Here is a 23,562-nt window from a genome sequence, read left to right on the forward strand (position 1 = left end):
CACCCGGCACGCCCACCGAGGCTACGGTTTGCTCGCGAACGCCCAACGGTTGCCCTCCAGCGCGTCGTTGGGCTCGGGCAGCGGCCCGCGCCCGTGCAGGCGGCTGAAGTCGAAAGGAGTGCGGACCGATGTCGACCAGCCCCTGTCCGCCAGATCACCCGCCGAGTCGGGCCGGGGCTCCCCACTGAACAGGCCGAGCAGGTCGATGCCGAGCCGGCGCTTCGTGGCGGTGTAGAGCGGGCTGTCGCGGTACTCCATCAAGTCCTTTTCGAGCTTGACCTCGAACGCCAGTGAGCTTCCCCTGGCGGCCAACCGGTCCACCGTGCCGATGAGATATGTCTCGGCGGCGCTGGGCAGATAGAACAGCAGTCCTTCCGCCAGCCAGACGCTGGGCGCGCGCGTGTCGAAACCGGCGCCGGTCAGCGCCGCGACCCAGTCGTCCCGCAGATCGACCGCGACCGGTACCCGCGCCGCCCTCGCGGTGGCCGACAGCCCACCGAGCACACCGTGCTTGAACGCCAGCACGCCCGGCCTGTCGACCTCGAAGACCACGCAGCCGGCGGGCCAGTCGAGCCGGAACGCCCGGGTGTCCAACCCTGCCCCGAGCAACACCACTTGACGCACGTCTCCCGCGTGCACCGACTCCAGGAGGAAGTCGTCGAGGACCCGCGTGCGCAGGCCGAAGTAGCGCGCGAACCGTCCCCACAACGGGTCCGCGTCCCCGTCCGGCACCTGTTGAACACGGGTCGGCCAGTCCGCGCACGCCGGTGCCGCGCGCACGAAGTGCTCCGCGTAGACGTCCCGCGCCAGGCAGTCGTCGCGGTGGGTCTCGATCGCCCGTGCCGCGGCGACCAGCAGCGCCGTCAGGCCCACACCCCCTTCCACGCCCTCCAGTTCGATGTCGCGATGCGCCGTGTCCGTCATGTGTTCTCCCTCGTGAAAGTAAGGACCCCGACTCAATTCGCCGCGCGGGCGGAGGGCGTGAGCACCTCGCTCATCGGCTCCCGCCCTCGGGAAGCAGTACGGGTTTGACCACGCGCCCCGCGTCGCAGTCGCGTTCGGCCTCGTTGATGTCGGCGAGCGGGTAGGTGCGGATCAGCCGGTCGAAGGGAAACAGACCGGCCTGCCACAGGCCGGTCAGTCGCGGAATCAGCAGCCCGGGTACCGCGTCCCCCTCGCAGATGTGGGAGATCCCGCGCCCCCGGTCCAGTGCCCCCGGTTCGATCGGCAGCGCGGTGTGCAGCCGGGCCACCAGGCCGAGGCGGCCGGTGGGGCGCAGGGCCCTGAGCGCCTCGTTGATCAGCCGGGCGGAACCCGTGGTGTCCAGCGCGTACCGGGCGCCGCCGTCGGTCAGCTGCCGGATGCGTTCGGGCAGGCGGTCCGCCGCGCCGTGCAGCGGGATCGCGTGCAGCCGCTCGGCGAGGGCCAGCCGTTCCGCGTGCCGGTCGACGGCCACGGCCAGCGCCCCGGCGGCCGTGGCCGCCATCACCGCGGCCAGCCCCACCGCTCCCGCGCCGAACACCGCCACCGTGTCCCCCGGCCCGGCGCGGAAGGAGTTGAGGACCGCTCCCGCACCGGTGAGGAAGCCGCAGCCGAGCGGTCCGAGCAGCTCCAGGGGCAGCGAGCGGTCGACCCGGACGGCGTTGCGGGCCGGGACCATCGCGTACTGCGCGAACGAGGACTGTCCGAACCACCGGGGCGCCAACGCGCCCCCGGCCGCGTCGGTGAACCGCCCCGCGTTCTCCCCGCGCCCCCCGAAGAGGTTGAGGGAGGCGAAGGAATCGCAGTAGGCCGGGGCCGCGCCCACGCAGGTCGGGCAGTGTCCGCAGGAGTCGAAGCTCAGCACGACATGGTCACCGACGCTCAGGCCGGTGCCCGGCCCGCCCGTCTCCACCACGGCCCCCGCCCCCTCGTGGCCGAGCACCGCGGGCAGCGGTGAGCGGCCCGCCGAACGCCGTACCGCGAGGTCGGTCCGGCACATCCCGCACCCCGCGACCCTGACCAGCACCTCGCCCTCGGCCGGCCCGCCGTCGAGACTCACCTCCTCAAGGGCGAACGGGCCGTCGTACGAGCGCAGTACCGCCGCACCGAACCTCATCGACCCGCCTCCAGCGGGCGGTGCACGACGAACGGTCTGAGATAGCCGTAGAGCCCCCACGGTCCGCCCGCCACGCCGACACCGCTCTCCTTGACGCCCGCGAAGGGCTGGGCGAGGGACAGTTCGGCGTGGTGGTTGATCCACGCCGTCCCGCACTCCAGCCGGTCGGCCACCGCCTCCGCCCGGTCGAGGTCGGTCCCCCACACCGAGCCGCCCAGCCCGAAGCCCGTGTCGTTGGCCGCCCGGACCGCCTCGTCGAGACCGCGGTACGGCAGCACCGGCAGGACCGGACCGAACTGCTCCTCGGTCACCACCGGGCTGTGCGCGGGGACATCGGCCAGGATCGTCGGCGCGAAGAAGTAGCCCGGCCCCTCCAGCCGCCGGCCGCCGGCCACCGCACGGCCACCGTCCGACAGGGCTCGGGCCGTGTACCGCTCGACCCGGGCCAGTTGAGCGGCGTTGTTGACCGGACCGAGCTGCGAGCCCGGGGCGAGCCCGGCTCCGACCACGGTGGACTCCGCGCGGTGCGCGAGGGCCTGGACCACCTCGGAGTACAGCCGGGCCGGGGCGTAGACCCGCTTGACCGCCATGCAGACCTGGCCGCAGTTGCGGAACGCCGCCCAGAACAGCCGGTCCGCGATGCGCTCCACCTCCACGTCGTCCAGCACAATGGCCGCGTCGTTCCCGCCCAGCTCCAGGGTGACCCGGGCGAACGAGTCGGCCGCGCCCCGCGCGACGGCCCGTCCGGTGGGGACCGAACCGGTGAAGTTCACGTGCCGGATCCCCGGATGGGACACGAGACGGGCGCCGAGCGGCTCGTGACCGGTGACGATCGTCAGTACGCCGGCGGGCAGGACCCCGGACAGGACGGAGCCCAGCAGCCGGGTCGCAAGGGGTGTGAAGGGCGAGGGCTTGAGCACCATCGTGTTGCCCGCGGCGAGGGCGGGGGCGATCTTCGCCGACGCCAGCTGGAGCGGCAGGTTCCAGGGGACGACGGCGGCGACGACCCCGAGCGGTCTCCAGCGGATCTCGCTGCGCACCGGCCGGCCGTCCGTGATCGGCCGGGTCCTGGCCCCCAGTTCGGCGAAGTACCGCAGGCGGGCCGCGGTGCGGTCGATCTCCGCGTACGACTCGGACAGCGGCTTTCCCTGCTCACGGGTGAGAAGCGGGGCGAGGTCGGCCCCGGCCGCCTCCACGGCGTCGGCCGCCGCGAGCAACGCCGAGGCACGGGCCACCGGATCGGCCCGCCAGCCGCGCCAGGCCTCGCGGGCCCGGTCGACGACGGCGTCCAGTTCGTCGGGCGACTGGTCGGGGGCGTCGTCGAAGACCTCGCCCGTCGCCGGATCGATGACGGCGACGCCCGTCCCGCGGCCGCCGGCCGCCCGACGGTCCCGGCCCGTGCCCCCTCCCGCGGTCAACCCGCGGCGGCGACGGCCGCGTGATCGCGGGCGTGCCGGTCCATCTCCGCGCGGAAGGCCGCCACCAGAGGCGGCTGAATGCTGCCGGTGTTCCGGTCGCCGCCCGCGCACACCGCCCCACGCACTCCCACGATGTCCGTGCCGATACGGGTCAGCTCACCGAGGTCCTGCGCCTTGACGCTGCCGGCCAGGGCGGCGAGCAGACCGGCCTCGTGGGCCAGCCGGACGAACTCCGCGCAGCCGGCGGGCGGAACGTGGTCGAACAGCCCCGAGCCGTCCTTGACCGCGGTGTCGAGCATGGCCGCGTCGGAGCCGGAACGGCGGGCGATCTCGGGCAGCGCGAGCGGGTTGACGCAGCCGATCCGATGGGCGTCGGCGTAACCCGAGGCCACCACGAACGCGTCCGCCCGATAGTCCTTGACCGCCCGGACGACCCCTCGCATGACCTCGACGGCCTGTTCGGGCGTCGTGCATCCGTACAGACCGACCTTGATGTACGTGGCGCCGGAGACGGCCGCGCCGAGCGCCGCCTGGGCCACCGTGCCGGGCTTGTACGGTACGTCGCCCACGGTGGCCGACACCGGTTTGTCCGCCGGGACCGAGGCCCGGATCTCCCTGATGACCCACGGGAAGTTGGCGCCGAGGGAGCCCTCGTCGGGTTTCTTCACGTCGACGATGTCGAGGTGTTCCGCCGCCTTCGCGCAGGCGAGGGCCTCCTCGACGCTGTCCGGGGAGATGAGAAGCAACAACGTGGACTCCTTCCACCGGGTGTCCACCCGACAAGGGGCGGGCGGATCAAGCCGCGGGATCATGTGCGGTCGGCTCATCATCTCCGCGGCCCGCGGCCCCCCGGCAGGGCGTGAGGAGTCTCGAACGAATCACTGTTCCGGGGTGTCCACGCCCCCCGCGTCGCGCCGTCCACTCCGGCTCGAAGAGCCTCGCGGCGCGCCGGCTCGCCTCGTTCCCGCCCGGACGACGGCGCGCTGCGGGGCCCGTCTCAGGGCAGCGGCACGAGTGCGGGGTGCGCGTGCTCGTGTTCGCACGTGTCCTCGCCGGCGCCGTACGTGTCCCAGGCGGGGAAGGGGTCGTCGGACGGCGGTGTCTCGCCCTCCGCGAGCAGGCAGCCGGCGAGCGCGGTGTGCAGGCGGTCGGCGCGCAACCCGGTGCCGATGAACACGAGTTCCTGGCCCTGGGGCGCGTCCGCGTCCCGGGCACCGGAGGGCTCGAAGCGGGCGACGGATCCGGCCTGCGACCACAGGCCGGTCACCCGGGGGCGGGTGGCCAGAAGGAAGAAGCCCTTGGAGCGCAGCACCTGTCCGAAGGCGCCGCTGTCGAGCCGCTCGGTGACGAACGTCCACAGACGGCCGGGGTGGAAGGGCCGGCCGGAGCGGAAGACCGTGCTGGAGATCCCGTACTCCTCGGTCTCCGGCACATGGTCGCCGTTCAGCTCCATCACCCAGCCGGGCGCCTGCTGGGCGCGCTCCAGGTCGAAGAGGCCGGTGCCGAGGAGCTGCGCGGGATCCACGCGGCCGTGCCGGGCCGGGACGATCCGGGCCGCCGGATTGAGCCGGGTCAGGGCGGCCCCCAGCCGCGCGCCCCGCTCCTCGTCGACGAGGTCGAGCTTGTTGACCACGATGACGTCCGCGAACTCGATCTGGTCCATGAGCAGATCGCTGACCGTGCGCTCGTCGTCCTCGTACTGGTCGAGCCCGCGCTCGGCGAGCCCGTCCCCGCCCTCCAGCTCGCGCAGGAAGTTGGCGGCGTCGACGACCGTGACCATGGTGTCCAGCCGGGCGAGGTCGTCGAGGGTGGCGCCGTCGTCGCGCGGGAACGCGAAGGTAGCGGCGACCGGCATCGGTTCGGAGATGCCACTCGACTCGATGAGCAGATAGTCGAAGCGGCCCGCGCGGGCGAGGCGGTCGATCTCTTCGAGCAGATCGTCCCGAAGGGTGCAGCAGATGCAGCCGTTGGTCATCTCGACGAGGCGTTCCTCGGTTCGCGACAGGGCGGCACCGCCGCCGCGCACGAGCGCGGCGTCGATGTTGATCTCGCTCATGTCGTTGACGATCACTGCGACGCGCAGGCCCTCGCGGTTGCTCAGCACATGGTTGAGCACGGTGGTCTTGCCCGCGCCGAGGAAGCCCGACAGGACGGTGACCGGCAGCCGTTCGGTCATGCCGGTCAGCCCTCGGGGCGCAGCAGACCGCGCCGGTAGGCCTTGGCGAGCCGCTGCGGTACGAGATGGCGCACGCCGTCGACGGTGACCGGCACGAGCCGGGGCGGCGTCGCCTTCCACTGGGCGCGGCGGTGCCGGGTGTTGCTGCGGGACATCTTCCGCTTGGGTACGGCCATGGCATGTCTCCTGATGAGGGGCGAGGTGAACGGCGCCTCACGCTACATGAAAACGGTACCCATTCTCAAAAGGCGGAGCGGGCCGCCCTCACCCCGCCGCCCCCGCGCCCTCCCCGGAAGCCGCCGCCAGTGAAGCTCCGGAACCGGCCGACGGCTTGCTCCCCGCTTCCTCGCGGGGCCTCGGCAGCCGTACGCCGAACCGTCGCGGGCGGGGCAGGGAGGCGTAGAAGCGGTCGGGCAGGAACACCGCATCCGCGATGATCATGGCGCCGGAGAAGACCGGCAGCCCCAGCAGCACCGCGATGCCGAGGTGCATGCCCAGCAGGAGTACGAGAACGGGGTACTTGAGCCTTCCGAACAGGACGAAGGGGAAGGCGACCTGGGTCAGGACGGTCAGGTAGCTGATCGCCGCGATCGCGAGCGGGTACTGGTCGAGCAAGTGGGAGAGCGCCGGCCAGGGCTGGAAGAGTTCGAGGTGCAGCACGTAGTGGAGTGCCGTGCCGTCGGCCCAGTACGAGCCCTGGACCTTGTACAGACCGGCCGAGCCGTAGAGGAAGCAGACCTGCGCCGCGATGACGAACACGCCGCAGTTGTGGACGACGGTGGTCAGGGTGGTGCGGGCGGCCCGGAGTTGCCGCGCGGTCGCCGTGCGACTCTTCGCCCGGTCCGATGTGCCGGCTGCCCTGCGCCGCGCTCGGCGCGCGTCCAGGGACCAGCGCCGGCCGCACGCGGTGAGCACGAGGTAGAGGGACATCAGCAGGACCAGGTTGTCACCCCCGTCCGTCATGAAGATCGACCGCGAGTGGAACGAGGTCACCACGACGGCGAACAGGACGGACATGGCCCGGGTCCGCCAGCCGAGCATGAACAGCGCGGACACCGCGAGAGCCACCACGTAGCACAGCTCGAAGTAGGCACGGCTGTCCGACAGGAGCAGGAAGCTGTACCAGCCCGTCTGGTCGAAGAGTTGCGCGGCCAGCGCGGGTGTCCAGGGGGAGCCGGGTCCCCAGATCTCGTTGCGGTGCGGGAACTCACGCAGCAGGAAGACCAGATAGAGCAGTCCGTAGCCGATGCGCAGCACCGACGTGGCGTACAGGGACACCGGTCGGCCCGTGACAAGCTCGGCCGCCGTGGCGGTGAACCGCCGCATTCGCTCACTTCCCATGAGAGGTCACCTTCCACCAGGGCAGAAGCCGGTTTTCGACGGGTGTCGGCGGGCGGTCTGCGGCGGCGGAGCCGGGCGCCGCGACGGGCAGGGTGACGACGCGAAGCTGAACGAAGTCGAAGTCGCCGTCGCCGCGATGCCCGGCGACGCGGTCCGAGGCGATGTTGTTCACATACTTCTGGATCATCACGGCCCGTTCCGAGCCCGCCGTGTCGTCCTTACCGTGTGTTTCGGTATAGGAGGACCAGGCGCGGCGCAGCATGTTCTGTGCGGTGTGGCTGGGAAACACCTGGTGCTTGACGGCGTCGGTGTCCACGGCCGTCAGGTCGAACCACGGGCTGACCCGCATCGCTCCGTCGGGCCCGGAACGCGCGGTTCTCGCCCACACCTGCCGGTTGACGGAGTCGGGGTTGGGCGCGAAGAGCCGCCAGTTCTGTTCGAAGAGGGGGTAGACCCATGCGTCGATCTGCTGGCTGTACCGCCTGGATACGGGGTTGGGGGGAGCCACATGAAGGAAGACGAGGAAGACGTGGACCAATGTGGTGGCCAGACAGAGGAAAACGGCCGCGCGCAGTCCCGCGCTCAGCGCGCGTGCGCCCATGGCTCGCCGTCCGGATGTATCTGATTCACCGCGGAATTCTCGCGGCGGATCGGATTCGGACCGCTCGCATTCCTTCACGTCCGCCGGTTCGATTCGGCTCGACACCGCCCACCCTGCCTTCTTCTCTGTCATTCGCGATCGGTGATTTTGTGGACACGCACTGGCGGCGCGTGGCGGAATCGAGGTGATTCCGCCACGCGCCGTGATCCGATGAGGGACTCATCGCAGCCTGGACTGCCTAGCCCTGGTGACCCTTGTGGCCCTCGTGCTCGGCGGGCTTCGGCGCGTCCCCGTAGCCGTAGTTGCCGGGGAACTCTTCGGAGTCCATGCCGTAGCCGTGGTCCGGCTTGCCGGGAGCTTCGCCGTGGCCCTTGCCCGGCTTGCCGCCGTGGTCGTGGCCGTTGCCGTGGTCACCGCCGGGCTTGCCGCCGTGGTCGTGGCCGTGGCCGCCACCGGGCTTGCCGCCGTGGCCGCCGGTGGCGTTCCCGGCGGTGTTGCCCGACGTGTTTCCGGTGGTGACGTTGTTCCCGCCGGTGTTTCCTGCGGTGTTGCCCGCGGTGTTGCCCACGGTGCCGCCGCCGGTGACGATCGGCCCGCCCAGGAGGCCGCCGCCGATCAGGCCCACGGTGGTGCCGGTGGTCGTACCAGTGGTGGTACCGACCGTCGTGCCCGTGGTCGTGCCCGTGGTCGTGCCGGTCGTGGTGCCGGTGGTGGTTCCGGTCGTCGTGCCGGTCGTGGTGCCGGTGGTGGTTCCGGTCGTCGTGCCGGTGGTCGTGCCGGTGGTGGTCCCGGTGGTCGTGGTGGAGCAGGTGCCCGGGAAGATCCTGTTGTCGTCGAGCGTCACGGCACCGTTGCGGGCCAGCGCCCGGCCCTCGATGTTCGTCCCCGTGGTCACGCTGATCGAGGTCAGCGCCATGAGGGTGCCCACGAAGGTGGACGTGGTGCCGAGAGTGGCCGAACTACCGATCTGCCAGTACACGTTGCAGGCGGAGGCGCCGTTGGTGAGCAGCACCCTGCTGGAGGAGGCCGTCGTCAGGGCCTCGGGAATCTGGAAGACCCAGACGGCGTCCGGGTCCCCGCCGGCGTCCAGGATGAGGTCACCCGTGAGCCCGACACCGGACGAAGCGGTGTAGACGCCCGGAAGCAGGGTGTCGCCGTTGCCGATTCCGGCCGCGAGGGCGAAGTCCGTGGCCTGGCTCGCGGCGTTGTTGTAGGCCGTGACCAGGTCGCTCTTGGCGACGTCGGCCACCTGGTCCGCCGAGTGCACCGCACCGAGCACCTGGCCGGGCGGGAAGCCCGAGATGGCCGTTCCCGGGCTCACCCCGAGGTCCTGACTGAGCAGTGAGGGACCGGTGTTGGTGACCTCGGAACCGGCCAGAACCGAGAACGCGCCGGCCGTGCCCAGGGGGACGGGTGTTGCGATTGCCTGCGCCGGAGTCGGCACGACGGCGACCATCACGGCGGCAACCGCCGCGGCGACGCCCGTGGTCAGCCATCCGGTCACAGTGCGGCGTCTGGCCGCCTGGGGAATTTTCAGCTTCATCGAGAGGCCATTTCCTGTGGGAGGGGGCCGTGGCCTGCCGGGCCTTTTCGCCTGCCCGGGGCCTTGAGCATGGGCGGCATATTACGCAGATATCCACCCGGGCCGTATTGATTGAGAAGCGGGTCGTGAATAATTGGGAGTTCGGTACTCCGATGCAGGAAAGTCTTCTTCATTCCATATATAGGATGAAGTGAAGCGGCAGTCTCGATTACCCGATCGGCCAAAAGGGATGGCCGCTTTCGAAGGCTGTGAGTGGAGATCCGCGAGGCACGGACGGGGGTGTCACGGTGGCCGGTCCGGTGACGGGCTTTCGGATGCCGGGCCACGGTCCTCGTCGGATTGTCCGAGGAGTATGCTCCGGGTACCGGGGATATTTCGCACACCGGCTTCCACGCCGGTGTCGTTTTCGGCGATTGATGACACCGGGCCGGTCGTTGCCGGCCCAGGGCAGGGTCCGCGTCATGACAGCGACCATTTCTCTCCCGCCGACGTCCGAGGACCGGTCTTCCGCCCCGCCTCCCCGTGTGTCGCTGGCTCCCGTCGGTTCCGCGCCCGCTCTGCTGGACGGTGCCTGGTGGCCGCGCTCCCGTGATCTCGCGGCCGAACTCCCCGGGCTGCTGGCCCTGCTCGACCCGTTGTGGGGGCGGGTCACCCGGGTCACGGTGAATCCGACCCACTGGCCGGTCGTCCCGCGCAAGGTGGCCGTCACCGGCCGTGTGGTGAAGGTCGGCTGGTTCCTGGCCGAGCAGGACCCGCACGAGCTGTTGCTGCTCTCGTACCGCGTGGGCCGCTGGAACCTGCTGGTGGTTCCGCCGGCGACACCTCCTGCCTCGGCCGCGTGGCTGATGGCCGCCGCGAGTGACCCGCTGGGCGTGTCGACCGCGAGCGCGCTGATGGCGGAGGCCGCCCGCCCGCCGACTGCGGCGCGGGGCGAGTGAGCGTGGCGGCGGGAGGCGCCGCCGGTGCGGGTGTGTCTCAGGCCAGGCCCGGCGCCTCGTGCATCTGCTCGGGGCCGCCGGTGAGGAAGTCGATGAAACTCTTGGGGGCGTCGGCGCCGAGGCAGATGTCGACGATCTCGAGGGCGTCCTCGTGGAAGCGGGCGCTGCGCGGGAACATGTCCTGTTCGTAGGCGGCGAGGCCGGCTTCGGTGTCCCCGGGGTGGGCGGCGATCGCCTTGCCGAGTTCGGCACCGTCGTACATGGCGAGGTTCGCGCCGTCGCCGGAGGGCGGCATGAGGTGCGCGGCGTCGCCGACGAGCGTCACCCCGGGGACGCGGTCCCAGCTGTGCCCGGCGGGGAGGGTGTGGATCATACGGGCGACGGGGGAGGTCTCGCCGTCGGTTATCAGGGCGGTGAGTTCGGGTGCCCAGCCCTCGAACTCGGCGGCGATCCGGGTGCGCGCGGCGGCCGGGTCGGTGAAGTCGATGTCGGCGATCCACCGGGCGGAACGGTTCAGCTCGACGTAGGTGTGCAGGGCGTTCCCCGCCTCACGGTGGGCCACGATGCCCTTGCCGGGGGCGAACGCGGACATGGCGCCCCTGCCGACGGCGGCGGCGGTGGCGGCGTGGCTCCGGTCCACGTCGTGCAGGTAGGTCTCGACGAAGGTCGTGCCGGTGTAGGCGGGCACCGCGTCCGAGAGCAGCGGCCTGACCTTGGACCAGGCGCCGTCGGCACCCACGAGAAGGTCGCTGGTGACGGTGGTGCCGTCGGTGAACGCCACCTCGTGACGGCCGTCGCCCACGGAGCGCACGCCGGAGACCTTGCGCCCCCACCGGACCGTCCCCTCGGGCAGGGAGTCGAGGAGAATCCGGCGCAGATCGCCGCGCGCGACCTCGGGGCGGGCCATCGCGTCGTCACCCGGGATGTCGAGGAGCAGCCTGCCGTCCCGGCCCAGTACGCGGGCCGCGTCGGCGCCCTCGTGGATGATCGCGAGGAACTCCTCGGTGAGACCGGCGTCCGCGAGGGCACGCTGCCCGTCCTGCGCGTGGATGTCGAGCTGTCCGCCCTGGGGGCGTGCGGTGGCCGAGGGATCGGCCTCGTAGACCGTCGCGGCGATGCCGTGGACGTGCAGGACGCGGGCGAGCGTCAGGCCGCCGAGGCCCGCACCGATGATCGTGACAGAGGGTATGGAGGTCGTCATGGGGATTCCTTCCGAGGTATGAGTCTGGAACGTTGTTCCACGACTCCAGGTTGGAACAATGTTCCAGGCGTGTCAAACTGGACCTCATGGCGAGCAGACCGCAACAGGCGCCTCGGCGCACCCACGCGCTGTCCAAGGAGCGCATCGTCGAGGCCGCGATCGAGATGCTCGACGCGGGGGGCGAGAGGTCGCTGACCTTCCGCGCCCTCGCGGCGCGGCTGTCCACCGGCAGCGGGGCGATCTACTGGCACGTCGCCAACAAGGACGAACTGCTCGCGGCGGCCACCGACGACGTCGTCGCCCGCGTCGTGACGGACGTGGCCCGTGACGCGGACCCGCGGGAGACGATCCGGGCCATAGCCCTGGGAGTGTTCGACGCGATCGACGCGCACCCGTGGGTGGGCGCCCAGCTCTTCCGCGCACCGTGGCTGGCGGCGATTCCGCGGATATTCGAGGGCCTCGGCAGTCAGCTGGAGGCGCTCGGCGTGCCCGAGCCGATGCTGTTCGAATCCACGTCCGTGCTTGTGAACCACGTCCTCGGCGTCGCGGGGCAGAACGCCGCGAACGGCCGCCTGCACGCGGACGGGACGGATCGCGGGGCCTTCCTCGGCTCGGTCGCCGAACAGTGGGCACGGCTCGACCCCGAGCGGTTCCCCTTCGTGCGCCGGGTGGCCGCGCAACTGCCCGGACACGACGACCGCGAGCAGTTCCTCGCCGGCATCGACTTCTTCGTGACGGGCATCCTCGCCGCCCGCCGGCCTCAGTCACCGAAGTAGGACAGGAACCGTCCGCCGTCAGTCCCGCGGCCGCGCCGGCTGGTGCTCTCGGAAGTAGTCGGTGATCGCGGTCGGCGGCGCGCTCACGTCGACCGGTGTGCCGCCGGTGCGCAGCGAGGTGGTCGCGGCGACCGCGGCGGCGACCGCCTCCCGGGCGGCCACCGGGGAGGTCTCCGTGGGCCCTCCGGCGGCGGCGAAGCGGAGGAACTCGTCGACCAGCGCCCGGTCGGCGCCGCCGTGGTCGTCCTCGGACGGTGTGGCGACGGGGACGGTGAGGTCGGCATCGCGCCGGTAGCCGGAGCGGCGCCCGTTCCACACCTGGATCGTCGCGGGGTCGCCGTCGATGCCGTCGCCGAAGTTCTCCAGCCGGCCCTCGTCCCCGATCACGGTGTAGTTGCGCCAGTAGTCCGGCGTGAAGTGGCACTGCTGGTAGCTGGCGAGTACGCCGTTGTCCAGGCGGGACAGCATCATGCTGATGTCCTCGACATCGACGACGGGGTTCAGCTCCCGCAGGGCGGACGGCGGCCAGACCTCCCGGTCGAACCAGTCGGGCATGCGCCCGCCGGCCGGCGCCGGATCGTCGGCCCCGCGCCTCGGGTTGTCGCCGTAGACCGACAGGGCGCCCTGCGCGACGACACTCCTGGAACAGCCCCCGGCGAGCCAGTGGATCACGTCGAGGTCGTGCGCGCCCTTCTGCAGGAGCAGCCCCGTGGTGTTGGCCCGCTCCGCGTGCCAGTCCTTGAAGTAGTAGTCCCCGCCGTCCCCGACGAAGTGGCGGCACCACACCGCGCGCACCCGCCCTGTCGCGCCGTCGTCGATCAGCGCCCGCATCCGCCGCAGCACCGGGAGATGGCGCAGGTTGTGGCCCACGTACAGGCGGGTGCGGGAGCGGTACGCGGCCTCCAGCAGCGCGTCGCAGTCCTCGACGGTGATCGCGAGGGGCTTCTCCACGAACACCGGGACCCCGGCGGCCAGGAAGAACAGCGCGGGCCGCGTGTGCACGTAGTCGGGCGTGAGGACGAACACGGCGTCCAAGCCGTCGTCGGCCATCTCCTCGTACCGCTCGTGCAGCGCCACCCCGGGCCCGAACAGCTCCAGGGCGTCGGCCCGACCCCTCGGATCCGGGTCGGCGCACGAGACGACCCGGGCCGCACCCGAACGGTTCGCCAGCGCGGCCAAGGGCGCGCGCTGGCCGACGCCGACCACTCCGACCCGCAGTTCCGGTCCCGGTGTCCGGTCACGGTGGCTCACTGAACTGTCCTTTCGTTCCCGCCCGCCTGGATTCCGGGGCAGAGTGCCGCGGTGGGGTCGGACGGGTCTGTTCCGCCGGGCGCCGTGCCGGGCACTCCCCGCGGGGGTGGCTGTGCGGGCCGCTGGGTGATGCCGTGGAGTTTACTGACTCGGTACGGTGCGGGCGGCGGTGCCGGGTTCAGGCGATCGGACACCGCCGCTCCGTTCCGGGTACGACGGCCGTGGTGAGGCCGACCTCGGCGCAGCCGGTCGGCCGGGCCCGGGGAGGGCGGCAACGGCGCCCCGCCGCCTCACGGACGACCCGCGGTCCGGTCCGGTACGCCTCCTCGCGGCCTGCGTCCGCCGCCCGGCATCAGCCCTCCGCCTGCTGCCAGGGCCGCACTCCGAGCCTTCCCGTGGTTCCCAGGTCGAGTTCGGGGGTCACCGTGACCGGAACGGCGCCGGCCTTGGCCCGGACCCGGACGTGGGGCACGTTCACCGCCGTGCCGGACCCGGTGGTGTTGCGCCAGACCAGACTTGCGGTCGCCGACTCCCCGGGCCCGAGCGTGACCGCCCGGGGCGCCTCGTCGGGTCCGGCGCCGGTGGTGATCCCGCCGCTGCCGTCGAGGATCTCGATGCCGTCGACGGGCTGGAAGTCGCCGTCGAGGAGTTCCAGCAGCGGGTAGCCCTCGACGGTGTAGTCACGGGTGCCGCAGTTGTCCAGACGCAGGCCCACGACCCGCAGACCCATGGCCGCGTCCCCCTGGTCCGCGCTGACCCGGATCCCCGAGGCGGGGCACGTGCCGGCGCCGGCCGGTGCCTCGCTCGCGGGGACCTTGGTCACTTTCAGTATCCTGACCTGCGTGATCCGCGGTACCGCGGGCGGCAGTTCGCCGGCCCGGACCGTGCCCCGCACCGTCTTGCCGGGACCGATGTCGCGCACGGTCGCGGTCCGGTTCACGACGGCCCCGCCGTCCGCGCCCGTGAAGGTGAGGACGACCGAGTAGGTCAGTGCTTCGGCGCCCTCGTTCGTGACCTCGTAGGTGGCGGAGATCCCCGAGTCCGTTCCGACGGTGAGGCTGTCGGCGGAGACGGAGTAACTGCGGGAGGGAGAGGGCGAGGGAGAGGCCGACGGGAGGGTCAGCGAGGTGATGCGGACGCCGTCCCGGCCAGGATCGTCGGCCTGTGTGGAGGAGGGCGGGGACACGGGGGCGTTCTCGGTCCGCGTGCTCTGCGTCCCGCAGGCGGTGAGCAGCGAAGTGGTCGCGGCGAGGGCCGCCAGCAGGGCGGTGGAGTTGCGCATCCGGTCATTTCGTCAGGCCGCGTGCCGTGCGGGGCGCGGCAGGACATGCCGTAGAGGTTCGTCCGCATGAACCGGCCGTGACGCGACCGGAGGGTTTCGCTGAGTATTGTCTGATATGTCCGTCTAGTGTTGGTGATGACAGAGGTGATCATCACGGTCGCCGAAGCCCTTTGGAGGGAGCGCGCAATGGCGGAGACAGCACTGCGGGACAAGGTCGTCCTGATCGGCGGCGGCGAGAAGAACCTGGGCGGACTGCTCAGCCGGAACTTCGCAGCGGAGGGCGCCAAGGTGGTGGCGCACTACCACCGTGGGGAGGACGAGGCGCGGCAGACCGTGAAGGAGATCGAGAGCGCCGGCGGACAGGCCGTCGCGGTGCGGGGAGACCTGACCCGGGTCGTGGACGTGCGCGCGCTCTTCGAGGCGGCGGTCGACGCCTACGGCGGTGTGGATGTCGCGGTGAACACCACCGGGATGGTGCTGCGCAAGCCGATCCTGGAGACCACCGAGGACGAGTACGACCGGATGTTCGGCATCAACGCCAAGGCGGCGTACTTCTTCATCCAGGAGGCGGGCCGCAGGCTGAACGACCACGGGAAGATCATCAGCCTCGGGACCTCCCTGCTGGCGGCCTTCACCGACGGCTATTCCACCTACGCGGGCAGCAAGGCGCCCCTGGAGCACTTCACCCGGGCCGCGGCCAAGGAGTTCGCCGACCGCGGCATCTCCGTGAACACCGTGGCACCGGGACCGATGGACACGCCGTTCTTCTATCCCCAGGAGACCCCGGAGCGGGTGGAGTTCCACAAGTCCCAGGCGATGGGCGATCGGCTCACCCACATCGAGGACATCGCCCCGATCATCCGTTTCCTCGCCACCGAGGGCTGGTGGTTCACCGGCCAGACGCTGTTCCCCAACGGCGGGTACACCACTCGCTGAGGGCACTCCCGCTCGCGCCGGACGCGGGCGAGTCCTTCGCCCGGTTCCCTCACGCCCGACGCAGTGCTGAGCCGCCCGCGTAGCGTGCCGAGCCGCCCAACTCCTCCTCGATCCGGATCAGTCGGTTGTACTTCGCGGTGCGGTCGGAGCGGGAGAGCGAGCCGGTCTTGATCTGGCCGCATCCGGTCGCGACCGCCAGATCTGCGATGGTGGTGTCCTCCGTCTCGCCCGAACGGTGCGACATGACGGCCGTCCAGCCCGCCTGGTGGGCCGTCACCACCGCGGCCAGCGCCTCGGTCAGGGTTCCGATCTGATTGACCTTGACCAGGACCGAGTTGCCGACGCCGGTGCGGATGCCCTCGCGCAGCAGCGTCACGTTGGTGCAGAACACGTCGTCGCCGGTGAGCTGGCAGCGGTCGCCGACGCGGGCGGTCAGCTCGCGCCAGCCGTCCAGGTCGTTCTCCGCCATCGGATCCTCGACGGAGACGACCGGATAGGCGTCGATGAGCTTGACCAGGTGGTCGGCGTGCTCGGAAGGGGTGCGGCGCACTCCCTCGCCCGCGTAGTCGTACACACCGTCGCGGAAGAACTCTGACGACGCCGGGTCCATGACCAGGGCGATGTCCGCGCCTGGACGGTAGCCGGTGCGCTCGATGGCGGTCGTCACGAAGTCCAGTGCCTCCTCGGCGGTGCGCAGCGCGGGCGCGAAGCCGCCCTCGTCGCCGACGCCCGTGGAATGCCCGGCGGCCAGCAGCTCGCGGCGCAGGGTGTGGAAGACCTCGCTGCCCATGCGCACGGCCTCGGCGAAGCTGTCCGCGCCCACGGGCGCGATCATGAACTCCTGGAAATCCAGCGGGTTGTCGGCGTGGGCGCCGCCGTTGACGATGTTCATCATCGGCAGCGGCAGGAGGCGGGCGTCGGCGCCGCCGAGGTAGCGGTGGAGGGGCAGGCGGTGGGCCGCCGCGGCGGCCCTGGCCGTGGCGAGGGAGACGCCGAGGATCGCGTTGGCGCCGAGCCGGGACTTCGTGGCGGTGCCGTCGAGAGCGATCAGCGCCGCGTCGATGCCCGCCTGGTCGGCCGCGTCCCGGCCGTGCACGAACGCCGCGATCTCCCCGTTGACATGGGCGAGCGCCCGGTCGACGCCCCTGCCGTGCCAGCGCGCGGGGTCCCCGTCGCGCAGTTCCACGGCCTCCCGGGCACCGGTGGAGGCACCGGAGGGGACGGCCGCGCGCCCCAGGGAACCGTCCGTCAGGACGACGTCGACCTCGACCGTGGGGTTGCCCCGGCTGTCGATGATCCGGCGGGCGGTGACGGTTTCGACTGTCTTCGCGGACATGGGAGTTCCTTCCCGTTGTCGTATGCCGTGGCCCCGGCTGCGACAGCGCTGGCGCTGAGCCCGACGAGCCCAAACATACAGCAATACTGCTCAGTTTGACTGTGCAGTTTTGCTGTGCAGAGTCGCTGTGCAGGTCAGGTGCGCAGCTTGGCCGGTCAGCGGGGTAAAGTGCCCTATGCCCACCCCGGATGCCGCCGCCATCGCCGCCGAACTGCGCACCGCGATGGGCAAGCTCACCCGACGCGTCAAGCACGAGGACCACATCCCGCTGGGCCAGGTCGCCGTGCTCGGCGCACTCGACCGCAACGGCGCCATGACCACCAGCGACCTCGCCGCCGACCAGCGCGTACGCCCCCAGTCGATGGCCCGAGCGGTGGGACTGCTCATGGAGCAGGACCTGGTCACGCGCCGGGCGCACCCCACGGACGGCCGCAAGTCGCTGGTCGAGCTGTCGGACGCGGGCCGGGCCGCGCTCGAAGCGGAGCGGGGGCGCAGGGCCGGTTGGCTCGCGCAGGCCATCGAGGCCGAACTCACGGACGAGGAGCGGTCGGTGCTGACGCGGAGCGCCGCCCTGCTGGAGCGGCTCGCCGCACGCTAGCGGAGCCCTGCCGGGCTTCCGCCCGGACCATTGCACGCACCGTGGCGACAGGTCGCCCGACATCCCCTCCGGGGCCCCTTGCCGGCTCCTCGCGGAGGGCTCGTCGGCGGCCCCGGGCCGGTGCCGACATATACGCGATTCGCCTGCGTTCCGGGCATTGCCCGCCCTCGCAGGGGTCCGTTAATGTGTCAATCGTTTCATCGATCGATCGGTACAACCTCCGGCCCACACAGTGGTGGGCGATTGCCTGGCATATGGAGGGTTCCTTGAGCATGCTGAAAAACGCCCCGAGCCTGGCGGCCGTGAGCGCCGCCCGCGAGGACGGGCCCGCGGCGCACTCCCCATACACAGCTGACGTGTTGGTGATCGGCGCCGGGATGACAGGTCTGTACCAGCTCGACCGGGCTCGGGAGTCCGGTTTCCACGCGGTACTTCTCGAAGCCGGCCTCGGAGCCGACAGGACCCGGCACACGAACCGCGGTATCCGGCCCTGCGCCCGCGTCGTCTCGGCGACGTACGACGACCCGACCGGGACCTGGGTGGTGGCGACCGACGACGCCACCGAGTACCGCACACGCTTCCTCATCGCCACCACGGGTGTCCTTCCGGTGCGGCGACGACCGGTCGGCACCGGAGCACGCGAGGCGGGCGGCGGCCAGGACTCCGTCCGGGAAAGGCGTGACGCGCTGCCGCGGCTCGCGGTGCGGGGCCGCGACGGCTTCGCCCTAGAGGGGTACTGGGCGGACGGTCCGCGCACCTATCTCGGTGTCATGACCGCGGGCTTCCCCAACTTCTTCTTCCCCGGCGGTCCGCACGGCGTGCCCACGGAGCCCCCCGGCTGCGCGGACGAGCAGGTGGACTTCGTCACCAGCGCCCTCGTGGCCGCACGGGACCGCGGCTGCGCGGTGGTCGAGACGGCACTTGAGGCGGAGGACGGGTGGACCAACCTGGTGGGCGCCGCGGGGGCGATGACCGACGGCGGACGATTCCAGCCCTCGCCCACGTCGTCCGGGTGGCCGCGACTGCGCAGACTGGTCACCGTGACCACGCACGACGAATTCGCGGGAATCGTCTTCTCCGAAGCGGAGAACGCCCTGTGACCCGCGCCTTCGCGCGCGCCTCGTGAAGCGGTACTCACGACAATCACGCCTGTTTCCGGCAACCGCGCCAAGGCAGTCAGGGAGTCATCCATGAGCAGCGAGCACGTTTTCCCGGACAGCGAGGAGCGGCCGCCCCCTCGGCCGGCGACCGACGAGGCCCGAGCGTGACCGCCCCCGGCCGTCTCCTGGTGGTGGGCGCCTCGGCGTCCGGACTCACCGTGGTGGAGGCCCTGCGCCGCAAGGGGTACCAGGGAGAGATCGGCATGGTCGGCGCAGAGCCGCACCCGCCGTACGACCGGCCGCCCCTGTCCAAGCAGGTCCTCTCCGGCGCGTGGGAGCCGCAGCGGGCGACCCTGCGGACACCGCAGATCCTCTCCGGCCTGGACGTCGACCTCGTCCTCGGTGACGCGGCGGTCTGCCTGGACGCGGAGAACAGGACCGTGCGCACGGAGTCCGGGCGCGAGCTGTCCGCGGACGCGGTGGTGATCGCCACCGGTGTCAGGGCACGCACCCTGCCCGGTCAGGACGGCCTGCGCGGGGTGCACGTGCTGCGCGGCCTCGACGACACGCTGGCCCTGAAGGAGGAACTGCGTCCCGGCGCGCGGCTGGTGGTGGTCGGCGAGGGCGTGCTCGGGTCCGAGATCGCGGCAACCGCGCGCACGCTGGGGCTTGAGGTGACCCTCGCCGGTCCGCTTTCGGCCCCGATGGCCCTGCAAGTGGGGCCCGTGGTCTCCGAGTTGCTGGCGGACCTGCACCGAGAGCGTGGAGTGCGGCTCCGGCTCGGCTCCGGTGTCGCGGGACTGGCCGGCGAAGGCGGACGGGTGACCGGCGTGCAACTCGCCACCGGCGAGACGCTTCCCGCCGACGCGGTCGTCGTCGCCATCGGTGCCTCCCCGGCGACGGAGTGGCTGGCGGACAGCGGACTCACCCTGGACAACGGAGTGGTGTGCGACGCTCGTTGCCGTGCCGCGGAGGGGATCTACGCGACCGGTGACGTGGCCCGCTTCCACCACGAGGGGTACGGCCGGCTGGTCCGGCTGGAGAACCGGACGAACGCCACCGAGCAGGCACTCGCCGTCGCCCGAGTGATCCTCGGCGACAACGTGCCGTACGTGCCCGTGCCCTACTTCTGGACCGACCAGTTCGACGCGAAGCTCCAGGTGTACGGGCTGCTGCCCTCGGACGCCGAGGCCGAGGTCGTCGAGGGTGAGGCGGCGGGCCGGCGGTTCGTCGCCCGGTACACCCGCGAGGGAGTGGTGACCGGAGTGCTCGGCTGGAACATGCCCAAGCAGGCGCGCATGCGCCGCAAGGAGGTCCTGGACGCCCTCCTGACCGCGGCCGCGACCCCCTGAACGAACAGGAGAGATCTCATGAAGGTGCTCATCGACGAGGAAGAGTGCTGTGCGGCCGGTCAGTGCGTGGCCGCCGCCCCGGACGTGTTCGACCAGCGCGAGGAGGACGGCATCGTCATCCTGCTGAACGAGAACCCGCCGGAGGAACTCGCGGAAGACGTTCCGCAACGCGGCCGCCATGTGCCCGGCGCTGGCCATCCGCATACAGGAGTGACACCGCTCGCCGGCCGCCCCGTCGACCTGTTCCCCTCCCAACCCCCCTTCTGGACTTGGAGCCGATGATGAGCACAGCAGCCGAGGAATCGGTCGCCGCGCATGTGCAGCGGGCCGTCGCCGCCTACGCGCAGGCCCTGGACGCCGACCGGATCGACGAACTGGTCCAGCTCTTCTGGCCCGACGCGGTCGCGGAGATCGCCGGTGTGGGAGTCTTCGAGGGCCACGACGCGATACGGCAGGGGTACGCCGCGTTCTCGCCCACCCGGCCCCAACTGCACCTCGTGGGCAATGTGGTGGTCGCACCGGTGGGGCCGGACGAGGTGACGGCCACCAGCAACCTGGTCTTCTTCCAGAAGGGGGACTCCGGTTGGGCCGTGCAGCTGCTCGGCCGCTACGACGACACGCTGCGGCGGCGCGGCGGCGAATGGCGGTTCCAGAGGCGGGTCACGACGTTCTTCCCCTAGAACCTCTCAGAACCCCCGACGCGAACGACCTCCGGGGCGGTTGGTCCTCGGCAGGAAAGGGGTCTCCCCGGGAGCCTGGTGACGCTCCCGGGAAGACCGGGCGGAGTCAGCCGGCGGACCGGGCGATCTCCACCTCCAGCAGTTCACCCAGGCTCTCGGCCGGCGGTTCCGGCAGGTGCACGGGGGCGTCCCGGGTGGGCAGCAGGACCACGGCGCGGCCGGGGGTGGAGACCTCGCCGCGCTGATTGCGGCAGGACACCTCCAGATGCACCTCGTTGCGTCCTTCGGTCCGCACCTTGTCCACCACCGTCCCGTGCACCCAGGTGGTGTCACCGATGTAGTTGAACTTCCGGTGCTCGCAGCGGAGTCTGAACAGCCAGCCGTCGTCGCCCATCCAGTCGGTGAGGGCGTGCGTCAGCCAGGTCTCGCGCATGCCTCCGTAGTCGTAGCTCATGGGGATGCCGAGTTCCTTGGCGCGTTCGGGCTCCCAGTGCAGCCGTTGCACGGTGTCCGGGATGTTCCGGGCGTTCGGCGGATACAGCCCGGGTGCCTTGCGGCGCACTCGGCGGGCGACCGCGAACGCGCCGGGCGGTGTCAACTGCATGCCCCAGCCCACGTGCCAGACCACCACGTCGGTCACCGTGAGCGGTCCCTTGACCCGTGGCTGGATCTCCTCACCGATCCGCACGTCCTCGAAGTAGCGGGTGCGCGCCCCGCGTCGCTCCTCCGCGTCGTAGGCGGCGTCGATCTCCGCCAACTCCGCGTCCGCGTAGGGGGGAAAGGACAGCGCCGGCTTGTCGCGCGCACGTTCCACGCTGGTGTGCCGTTCGGCGTGGATCCAGGTGCCCCGCTGGACGGCGACGACCTGTCCGTCCCCGTCGGCGAAGAGGAAGGCGTTGGTGACATGGGCCGCCCGGCCGCCGAAGGAACTGGGCTTGACCCGGACACCGACCTGGGAGCGCAGGCACGAGCAGCGGTCGCCCAGCCGTAGCGGACGGTAGTACTCGAACTCCATCACCGCCTGGTAGGCGCCGAGTCCCGCGAAGGGGTCGCCCTTGAGGACCGCCTTGGCGGCCGCGTCCGGCTCGACGGCGTTCTCGCCCATCGTGTACAGGAAGTTGGGCGGTGCGATCGTGCCGGCCCAGCGGGTCTTCGGGCCATGGGCGGGATCGCACCACAGGGGGTTGTCGTCGCCGTAGCCGAGTGCGAAGTGCCGTATCCCGTCGGCGGTCACCTCGATGTTGTGCGGTGGCAGCCGGCGCTGCGGCACGCCGATGCGGCGGCGGGAGCGCTCGACGGCCTCGTCCGTGAGGGTGCCGTAGTCCGGACGATCGGTCTGAGTGGTCACCATTCCTCCTGCGTACTGTCGAGTCAGCCGGTCGGCTGGTCCGGCGGGGCGGTCCGGGCCGGGGGCGCGCTGAACAGCTCCCGCACATCGGGCCGGCTGACCTTCAAGGAGGGCGTGCGCGGCAGTTCGTCCAGGATCCGCAGGGCCACCGGCATCTGATACCGGGTCAGCCGCTGTGCCAGATGGCCCATCAGCTCGTCCTTCGTGGCCTCGCCGTTCAGCGTGACCGCGGCGACGGGCACCTCGCCGAGCCGGTCGTCCGGAAGGCCGACCGCGGCGGCGTCACTCACCGCCGGATGCCGGCACAGGGCCTCCTCGATCACACTCGGCGGGATCTTGAAACCGCCCCGGTTGATCGCCTCGTCGGCCCTGCCGTGGATGAACAGGAAACCGTCCTCGTCGAGCGAGGCCAGGTCGTTCGTGTTCAGCCACTGCCCGTCGGACGTGGGCAGTTGCGGGCCGCGGACCTCCAGAAGACCGGTGCCTCCCGTCTCCTTCACCTTCCGTGTCTCCTGGTCGACGATGCGCAGCTCGATCCCCCGGTGGGCACGTCCCACGCTGCCGCGTTTGCGCCGGCCCCACTCGCGGTGGTCGCCGATCGACCAGCCCGCGATGGCACCGGCGAACTCCGTGGCGCCGTACATGACGAGTACCGGCACCCCGTACCGCTCCTCGAACTCCTCGGCCAGTTCCGGGGGCAGGGGAGCGGTCCCGGAACCGACCGCGCGCACACTGCTGAACGTGTCCCTGGGCAGGCCGGCGTGGAGCACCATACGGATCGTGGCCGGCGGCAGGCGCAGATAGCGCGGGCGGTGCCGGCGCACCAGCTCCGCCCACTTGTCCACTTCGAAGCGCTCCATGAGGGTCACCGTGCGGCCCTCCGAGGCATGGGCGATGGCGAAGTAGAGACCGCTGATGTGGGCGAGCGAGGCCCAGAGTATGACGCAGCCCGAGCGCAGCCGTGGGTCTCCGTCGAGGGGGGTCCCCGCCGCCCGGAAGGCGGCGGTGAGTTGGTCGTAGGTGAGGGAGATGCGCTTGGGGCGGCCGGTCGTGCCGCTGGTCATCATGACGACCGCCACGTCGTCCACGGGCCGGCACGACGGCGCCGGCTCCCAGGCGACGGGGTGGGCGCTCAGCCCGGACTCGGCGGAGGCGAGGACCGCGACGGCCCGCACCTTCTGTGCCGAGACGCGCACCGACTCACGGGCCCAGTCGTCGGCGTCCGCGACGACGACGTCCGGGCCCAGCGCGACGATGTCCTCGGCCAGCCCCGTCTCGCCCACGTGCGGGCTGAGGGTGATGACCTGACGGCCGGTGGCCACGGCGGCCAGCAGCGCGGCCAGTTGAGCCGGTCTGTTGCGCAGGACGAGGCCGATGCTGCGCGCTTCGGGGTGCGCCCGCAGCAGCTCGTCCAGGGTTCGTGCGGCGTCGGTGAAGTACGACCAGGGAAAGCTCAGGTCCGCGAAGGTCAGTGCCGTCGCATCCGGATCGACAGTCATCACCCGGCGCAGCCAGGTGGACAGCAGGGGCAGCTTGCGCCCCGCAGGGAGTGGGCGTGCCTGATTCGTCATGGCGCCCTTCTACGGA

General features: G+C 71.4%; 21 protein-coding genes and 2 pseudogenes. 8 read left to right on the forward strand and 15 right to left on the reverse strand.

What is annotated here, in order from left to right:
- Positions 1 to 21 precede the first annotated feature (21 nt).
- The 9 genes from AC4IHM_RS32160 to AC4IHM_RS32200 form a co-directional block, all read right to left on the reverse strand.
- Positions 22 to 924, reverse strand: coding sequence for a class I SAM-dependent methyltransferase (locus tag AC4IHM_RS32160; protein WP_490870482.1), 903 nt, complete (start codon positions 922 to 924; stop codon positions 22 to 24).
- A 70-nt stretch (positions 925 to 994) separates the two neighbouring features.
- Positions 995 to 2,098 (reverse strand): NAD(P)-dependent alcohol dehydrogenase, encoded by a 1,104-nt coding sequence (locus tag AC4IHM_RS32165; RefSeq protein ID WP_490870483.1) that lies wholly within the window; start codon positions 2,096 to 2,098, stop codon positions 995 to 997.
- Positions 2,095 to 3,447 (reverse strand): aldehyde dehydrogenase family protein, encoded by a 1,353-nt coding sequence (locus AC4IHM_RS32170; protein WP_490871000.1) that lies wholly within the window; start codon positions 3,445 to 3,447, stop codon positions 2,095 to 2,097. Before AC4IHM_RS32170 ends, AC4IHM_RS32165 begins: the two co-directional genes overlap by 4 nt.
- A gap of 65 nt (positions 3,448 to 3,512) precedes the next feature.
- Entirely contained in the window at positions 3,513 to 4,265 is a 753-nt protein-coding gene (locus AC4IHM_RS32175; RefSeq protein WP_490870484.1) for a (5-formylfuran-3-yl)methyl phosphate synthase, read from the reverse strand.
- A 248-nt stretch (positions 4,266 to 4,513) separates the two neighbouring features.
- The gene (locus AC4IHM_RS32180; protein ID WP_490870485.1) at positions 4,514 to 5,692 is read right to left on the reverse strand and encodes a GTP-binding protein; all 1,179 of its coding nucleotides are present in this window, start codon (positions 5,690 to 5,692) and stop codon (positions 4,514 to 4,516) included.
- A gap of 5 nt (positions 5,693 to 5,697) precedes the next feature.
- A complete protein-coding gene (rpmF, locus tag AC4IHM_RS32185; RefSeq protein ID WP_490870486.1) occupies positions 5,698 to 5,868 on the reverse strand; it encodes a 50S ribosomal protein L32 in 171 nt (56 codons plus the stop codon).
- Between the two features lie 88 nt (positions 5,869 to 5,956).
- The gene (locus AC4IHM_RS32190; RefSeq protein WP_490870487.1) at positions 5,957 to 7,033 is read right to left on the reverse strand and encodes an HTTM domain-containing protein; all 1,077 of its coding nucleotides are present in this window, start codon (positions 7,031 to 7,033) and stop codon (positions 5,957 to 5,959) included.
- Positions 7,023 to 7,634, reverse strand: a complete 612-nt coding sequence (locus AC4IHM_RS32195; protein ID WP_490871001.1) for a DUF5819 family protein — start codon at positions 7,632 to 7,634, stop codon at positions 7,023 to 7,025. Before AC4IHM_RS32195 ends, AC4IHM_RS32190 begins: the two co-directional genes overlap by 11 nt.
- 238 nt (positions 7,635 to 7,872) lie before the next feature.
- On the reverse strand, positions 7,873 to 9,177 hold the full coding sequence (locus AC4IHM_RS32200) for an ice-binding family protein (protein WP_490870488.1): 1,305 nt from the start codon (positions 9,175 to 9,177) through the stop codon (positions 7,873 to 7,875).
- Between the two features lie 461 nt (positions 9,178 to 9,638).
- Here AC4IHM_RS32200 and AC4IHM_RS32205 point away from each other — a divergent pair.
- Positions 9,639 to 10,103: pseudogene (locus AC4IHM_RS32205) on the forward strand (DUF5994 family protein); the annotation flags it as partial.
- Positions 10,104 to 10,152: 49 nt separating this feature from the next.
- Here the strand turns inward: AC4IHM_RS32205 and AC4IHM_RS32210 are convergent.
- Positions 10,153 to 11,316 (reverse strand): FAD-dependent oxidoreductase, encoded by a 1,164-nt coding sequence (locus tag AC4IHM_RS32210; RefSeq protein WP_490870489.1) that lies wholly within the window; start codon positions 11,314 to 11,316, stop codon positions 10,153 to 10,155.
- A gap of 86 nt (positions 11,317 to 11,402) precedes the next feature.
- Between AC4IHM_RS32210 and AC4IHM_RS32215 the strand changes: the two genes are divergently transcribed.
- Positions 11,403 to 12,092, forward strand: a complete 690-nt coding sequence (locus AC4IHM_RS32215) for a TetR/AcrR family transcriptional regulator (protein WP_490870490.1) — start codon at positions 11,403 to 11,405, stop codon at positions 12,090 to 12,092.
- An 18-nt stretch (positions 12,093 to 12,110) separates the two neighbouring features.
- Here AC4IHM_RS32215 and AC4IHM_RS32220 read toward each other — a convergent pair whose 3' ends face one another.
- Positions 12,111 to 13,343 carry a Gfo/Idh/MocA family protein gene (locus AC4IHM_RS32220; RefSeq protein ID WP_490870491.1) on the reverse strand — a complete coding sequence of 411 codons (1,233 nt, stop codon included), beginning with the start codon at positions 13,341 to 13,343 and terminating at the stop codon, positions 12,111 to 12,113.
- A 352-nt stretch (positions 13,344 to 13,695) separates the two neighbouring features.
- Complete coding sequence (locus AC4IHM_RS32225) at positions 13,696 to 14,625, reverse strand: DUF4232 domain-containing protein (protein ID WP_490870492.1); 930 nt, start codon at positions 14,623 to 14,625, stop codon at positions 13,696 to 13,698.
- A gap of 186 nt (positions 14,626 to 14,811) precedes the next feature.
- Here AC4IHM_RS32225 and AC4IHM_RS32230 point away from each other — a divergent pair, with 186 nt between their 5' ends.
- Positions 14,812 to 15,561: an SDR family oxidoreductase gene (locus AC4IHM_RS32230; protein ID WP_490870493.1), complete on the forward strand. Its 750-nt coding sequence runs from the start codon at positions 14,812 to 14,814 to the stop codon at positions 15,559 to 15,561.
- Positions 15,562 to 15,610: 49 nt separating this feature from the next.
- Here AC4IHM_RS32230 and eno read toward each other — a convergent pair whose 3' ends face one another.
- Entirely contained in the window at positions 15,611 to 16,897 is a 1,287-nt protein-coding gene (eno, locus tag AC4IHM_RS32235) for a phosphopyruvate hydratase (protein ID WP_490870494.1), read from the reverse strand.
- 175 nt (positions 16,898 to 17,072) lie between these two features.
- On the opposite strand from eno, the gene AC4IHM_RS32240 reads away from it, so the two are divergent.
- From AC4IHM_RS32240 to AC4IHM_RS32260, 5 genes and pseudogenes are all read left to right on the forward strand, one after another.
- Entirely contained in the window at positions 17,073 to 17,495 is a 423-nt protein-coding gene (locus AC4IHM_RS32240) for a MarR family winged helix-turn-helix transcriptional regulator (protein WP_490870495.1), read from the forward strand.
- Between the two features lie 266 nt (positions 17,496 to 17,761).
- Positions 17,762 to 18,595: an NAD(P)/FAD-dependent oxidoreductase gene (locus tag AC4IHM_RS32245; protein WP_490870496.1), complete on the forward strand. Its 834-nt coding sequence runs from the start codon at positions 17,762 to 17,764 to the stop codon at positions 18,593 to 18,595.
- Between the two features lie 164 nt (positions 18,596 to 18,759).
- On the forward strand, positions 18,760 to 19,947 hold the full coding sequence (locus AC4IHM_RS32250; protein WP_490870497.1) for an NAD(P)/FAD-dependent oxidoreductase: 1,188 nt from the start codon (positions 18,760 to 18,762) through the stop codon (positions 19,945 to 19,947).
- A gap of 18 nt (positions 19,948 to 19,965) precedes the next feature.
- Positions 19,966 to 20,161, forward strand: a pseudogene (locus AC4IHM_RS32255) (ferredoxin).
- Between the two features lie 67 nt (positions 20,162 to 20,228).
- Positions 20,229 to 20,627 carry a nuclear transport factor 2 family protein gene (locus AC4IHM_RS32260; protein WP_490870498.1) on the forward strand — a complete coding sequence of 133 codons (399 nt, stop codon included), beginning with the start codon at positions 20,229 to 20,231 and terminating at the stop codon, positions 20,625 to 20,627.
- A gap of 106 nt (positions 20,628 to 20,733) precedes the next feature.
- On the opposite strand, the gene AC4IHM_RS32265 is transcribed toward AC4IHM_RS32260, so the two are convergent.
- Together AC4IHM_RS32265 and AC4IHM_RS32270 are read right to left on the reverse strand one after the other, a co-directional pair.
- On the reverse strand, positions 20,734 to 21,978 hold the full coding sequence (locus tag AC4IHM_RS32265) for a MaoC family dehydratase (protein ID WP_490870499.1): 1,245 nt from the start codon (positions 21,976 to 21,978) through the stop codon (positions 20,734 to 20,736).
- A gap of 20 nt (positions 21,979 to 21,998) precedes the next feature.
- A complete protein-coding gene (locus tag AC4IHM_RS32270; RefSeq protein ID WP_490870500.1) occupies positions 21,999 to 23,546 on the reverse strand; it encodes a class I adenylate-forming enzyme family protein in 1,548 nt (515 codons plus the stop codon).
- Between the last annotated feature and the right edge of the window lie 16 nt (positions 23,547 to 23,562).

The organism is Streptomyces sp. SL06, assembly GCF_058244745.1.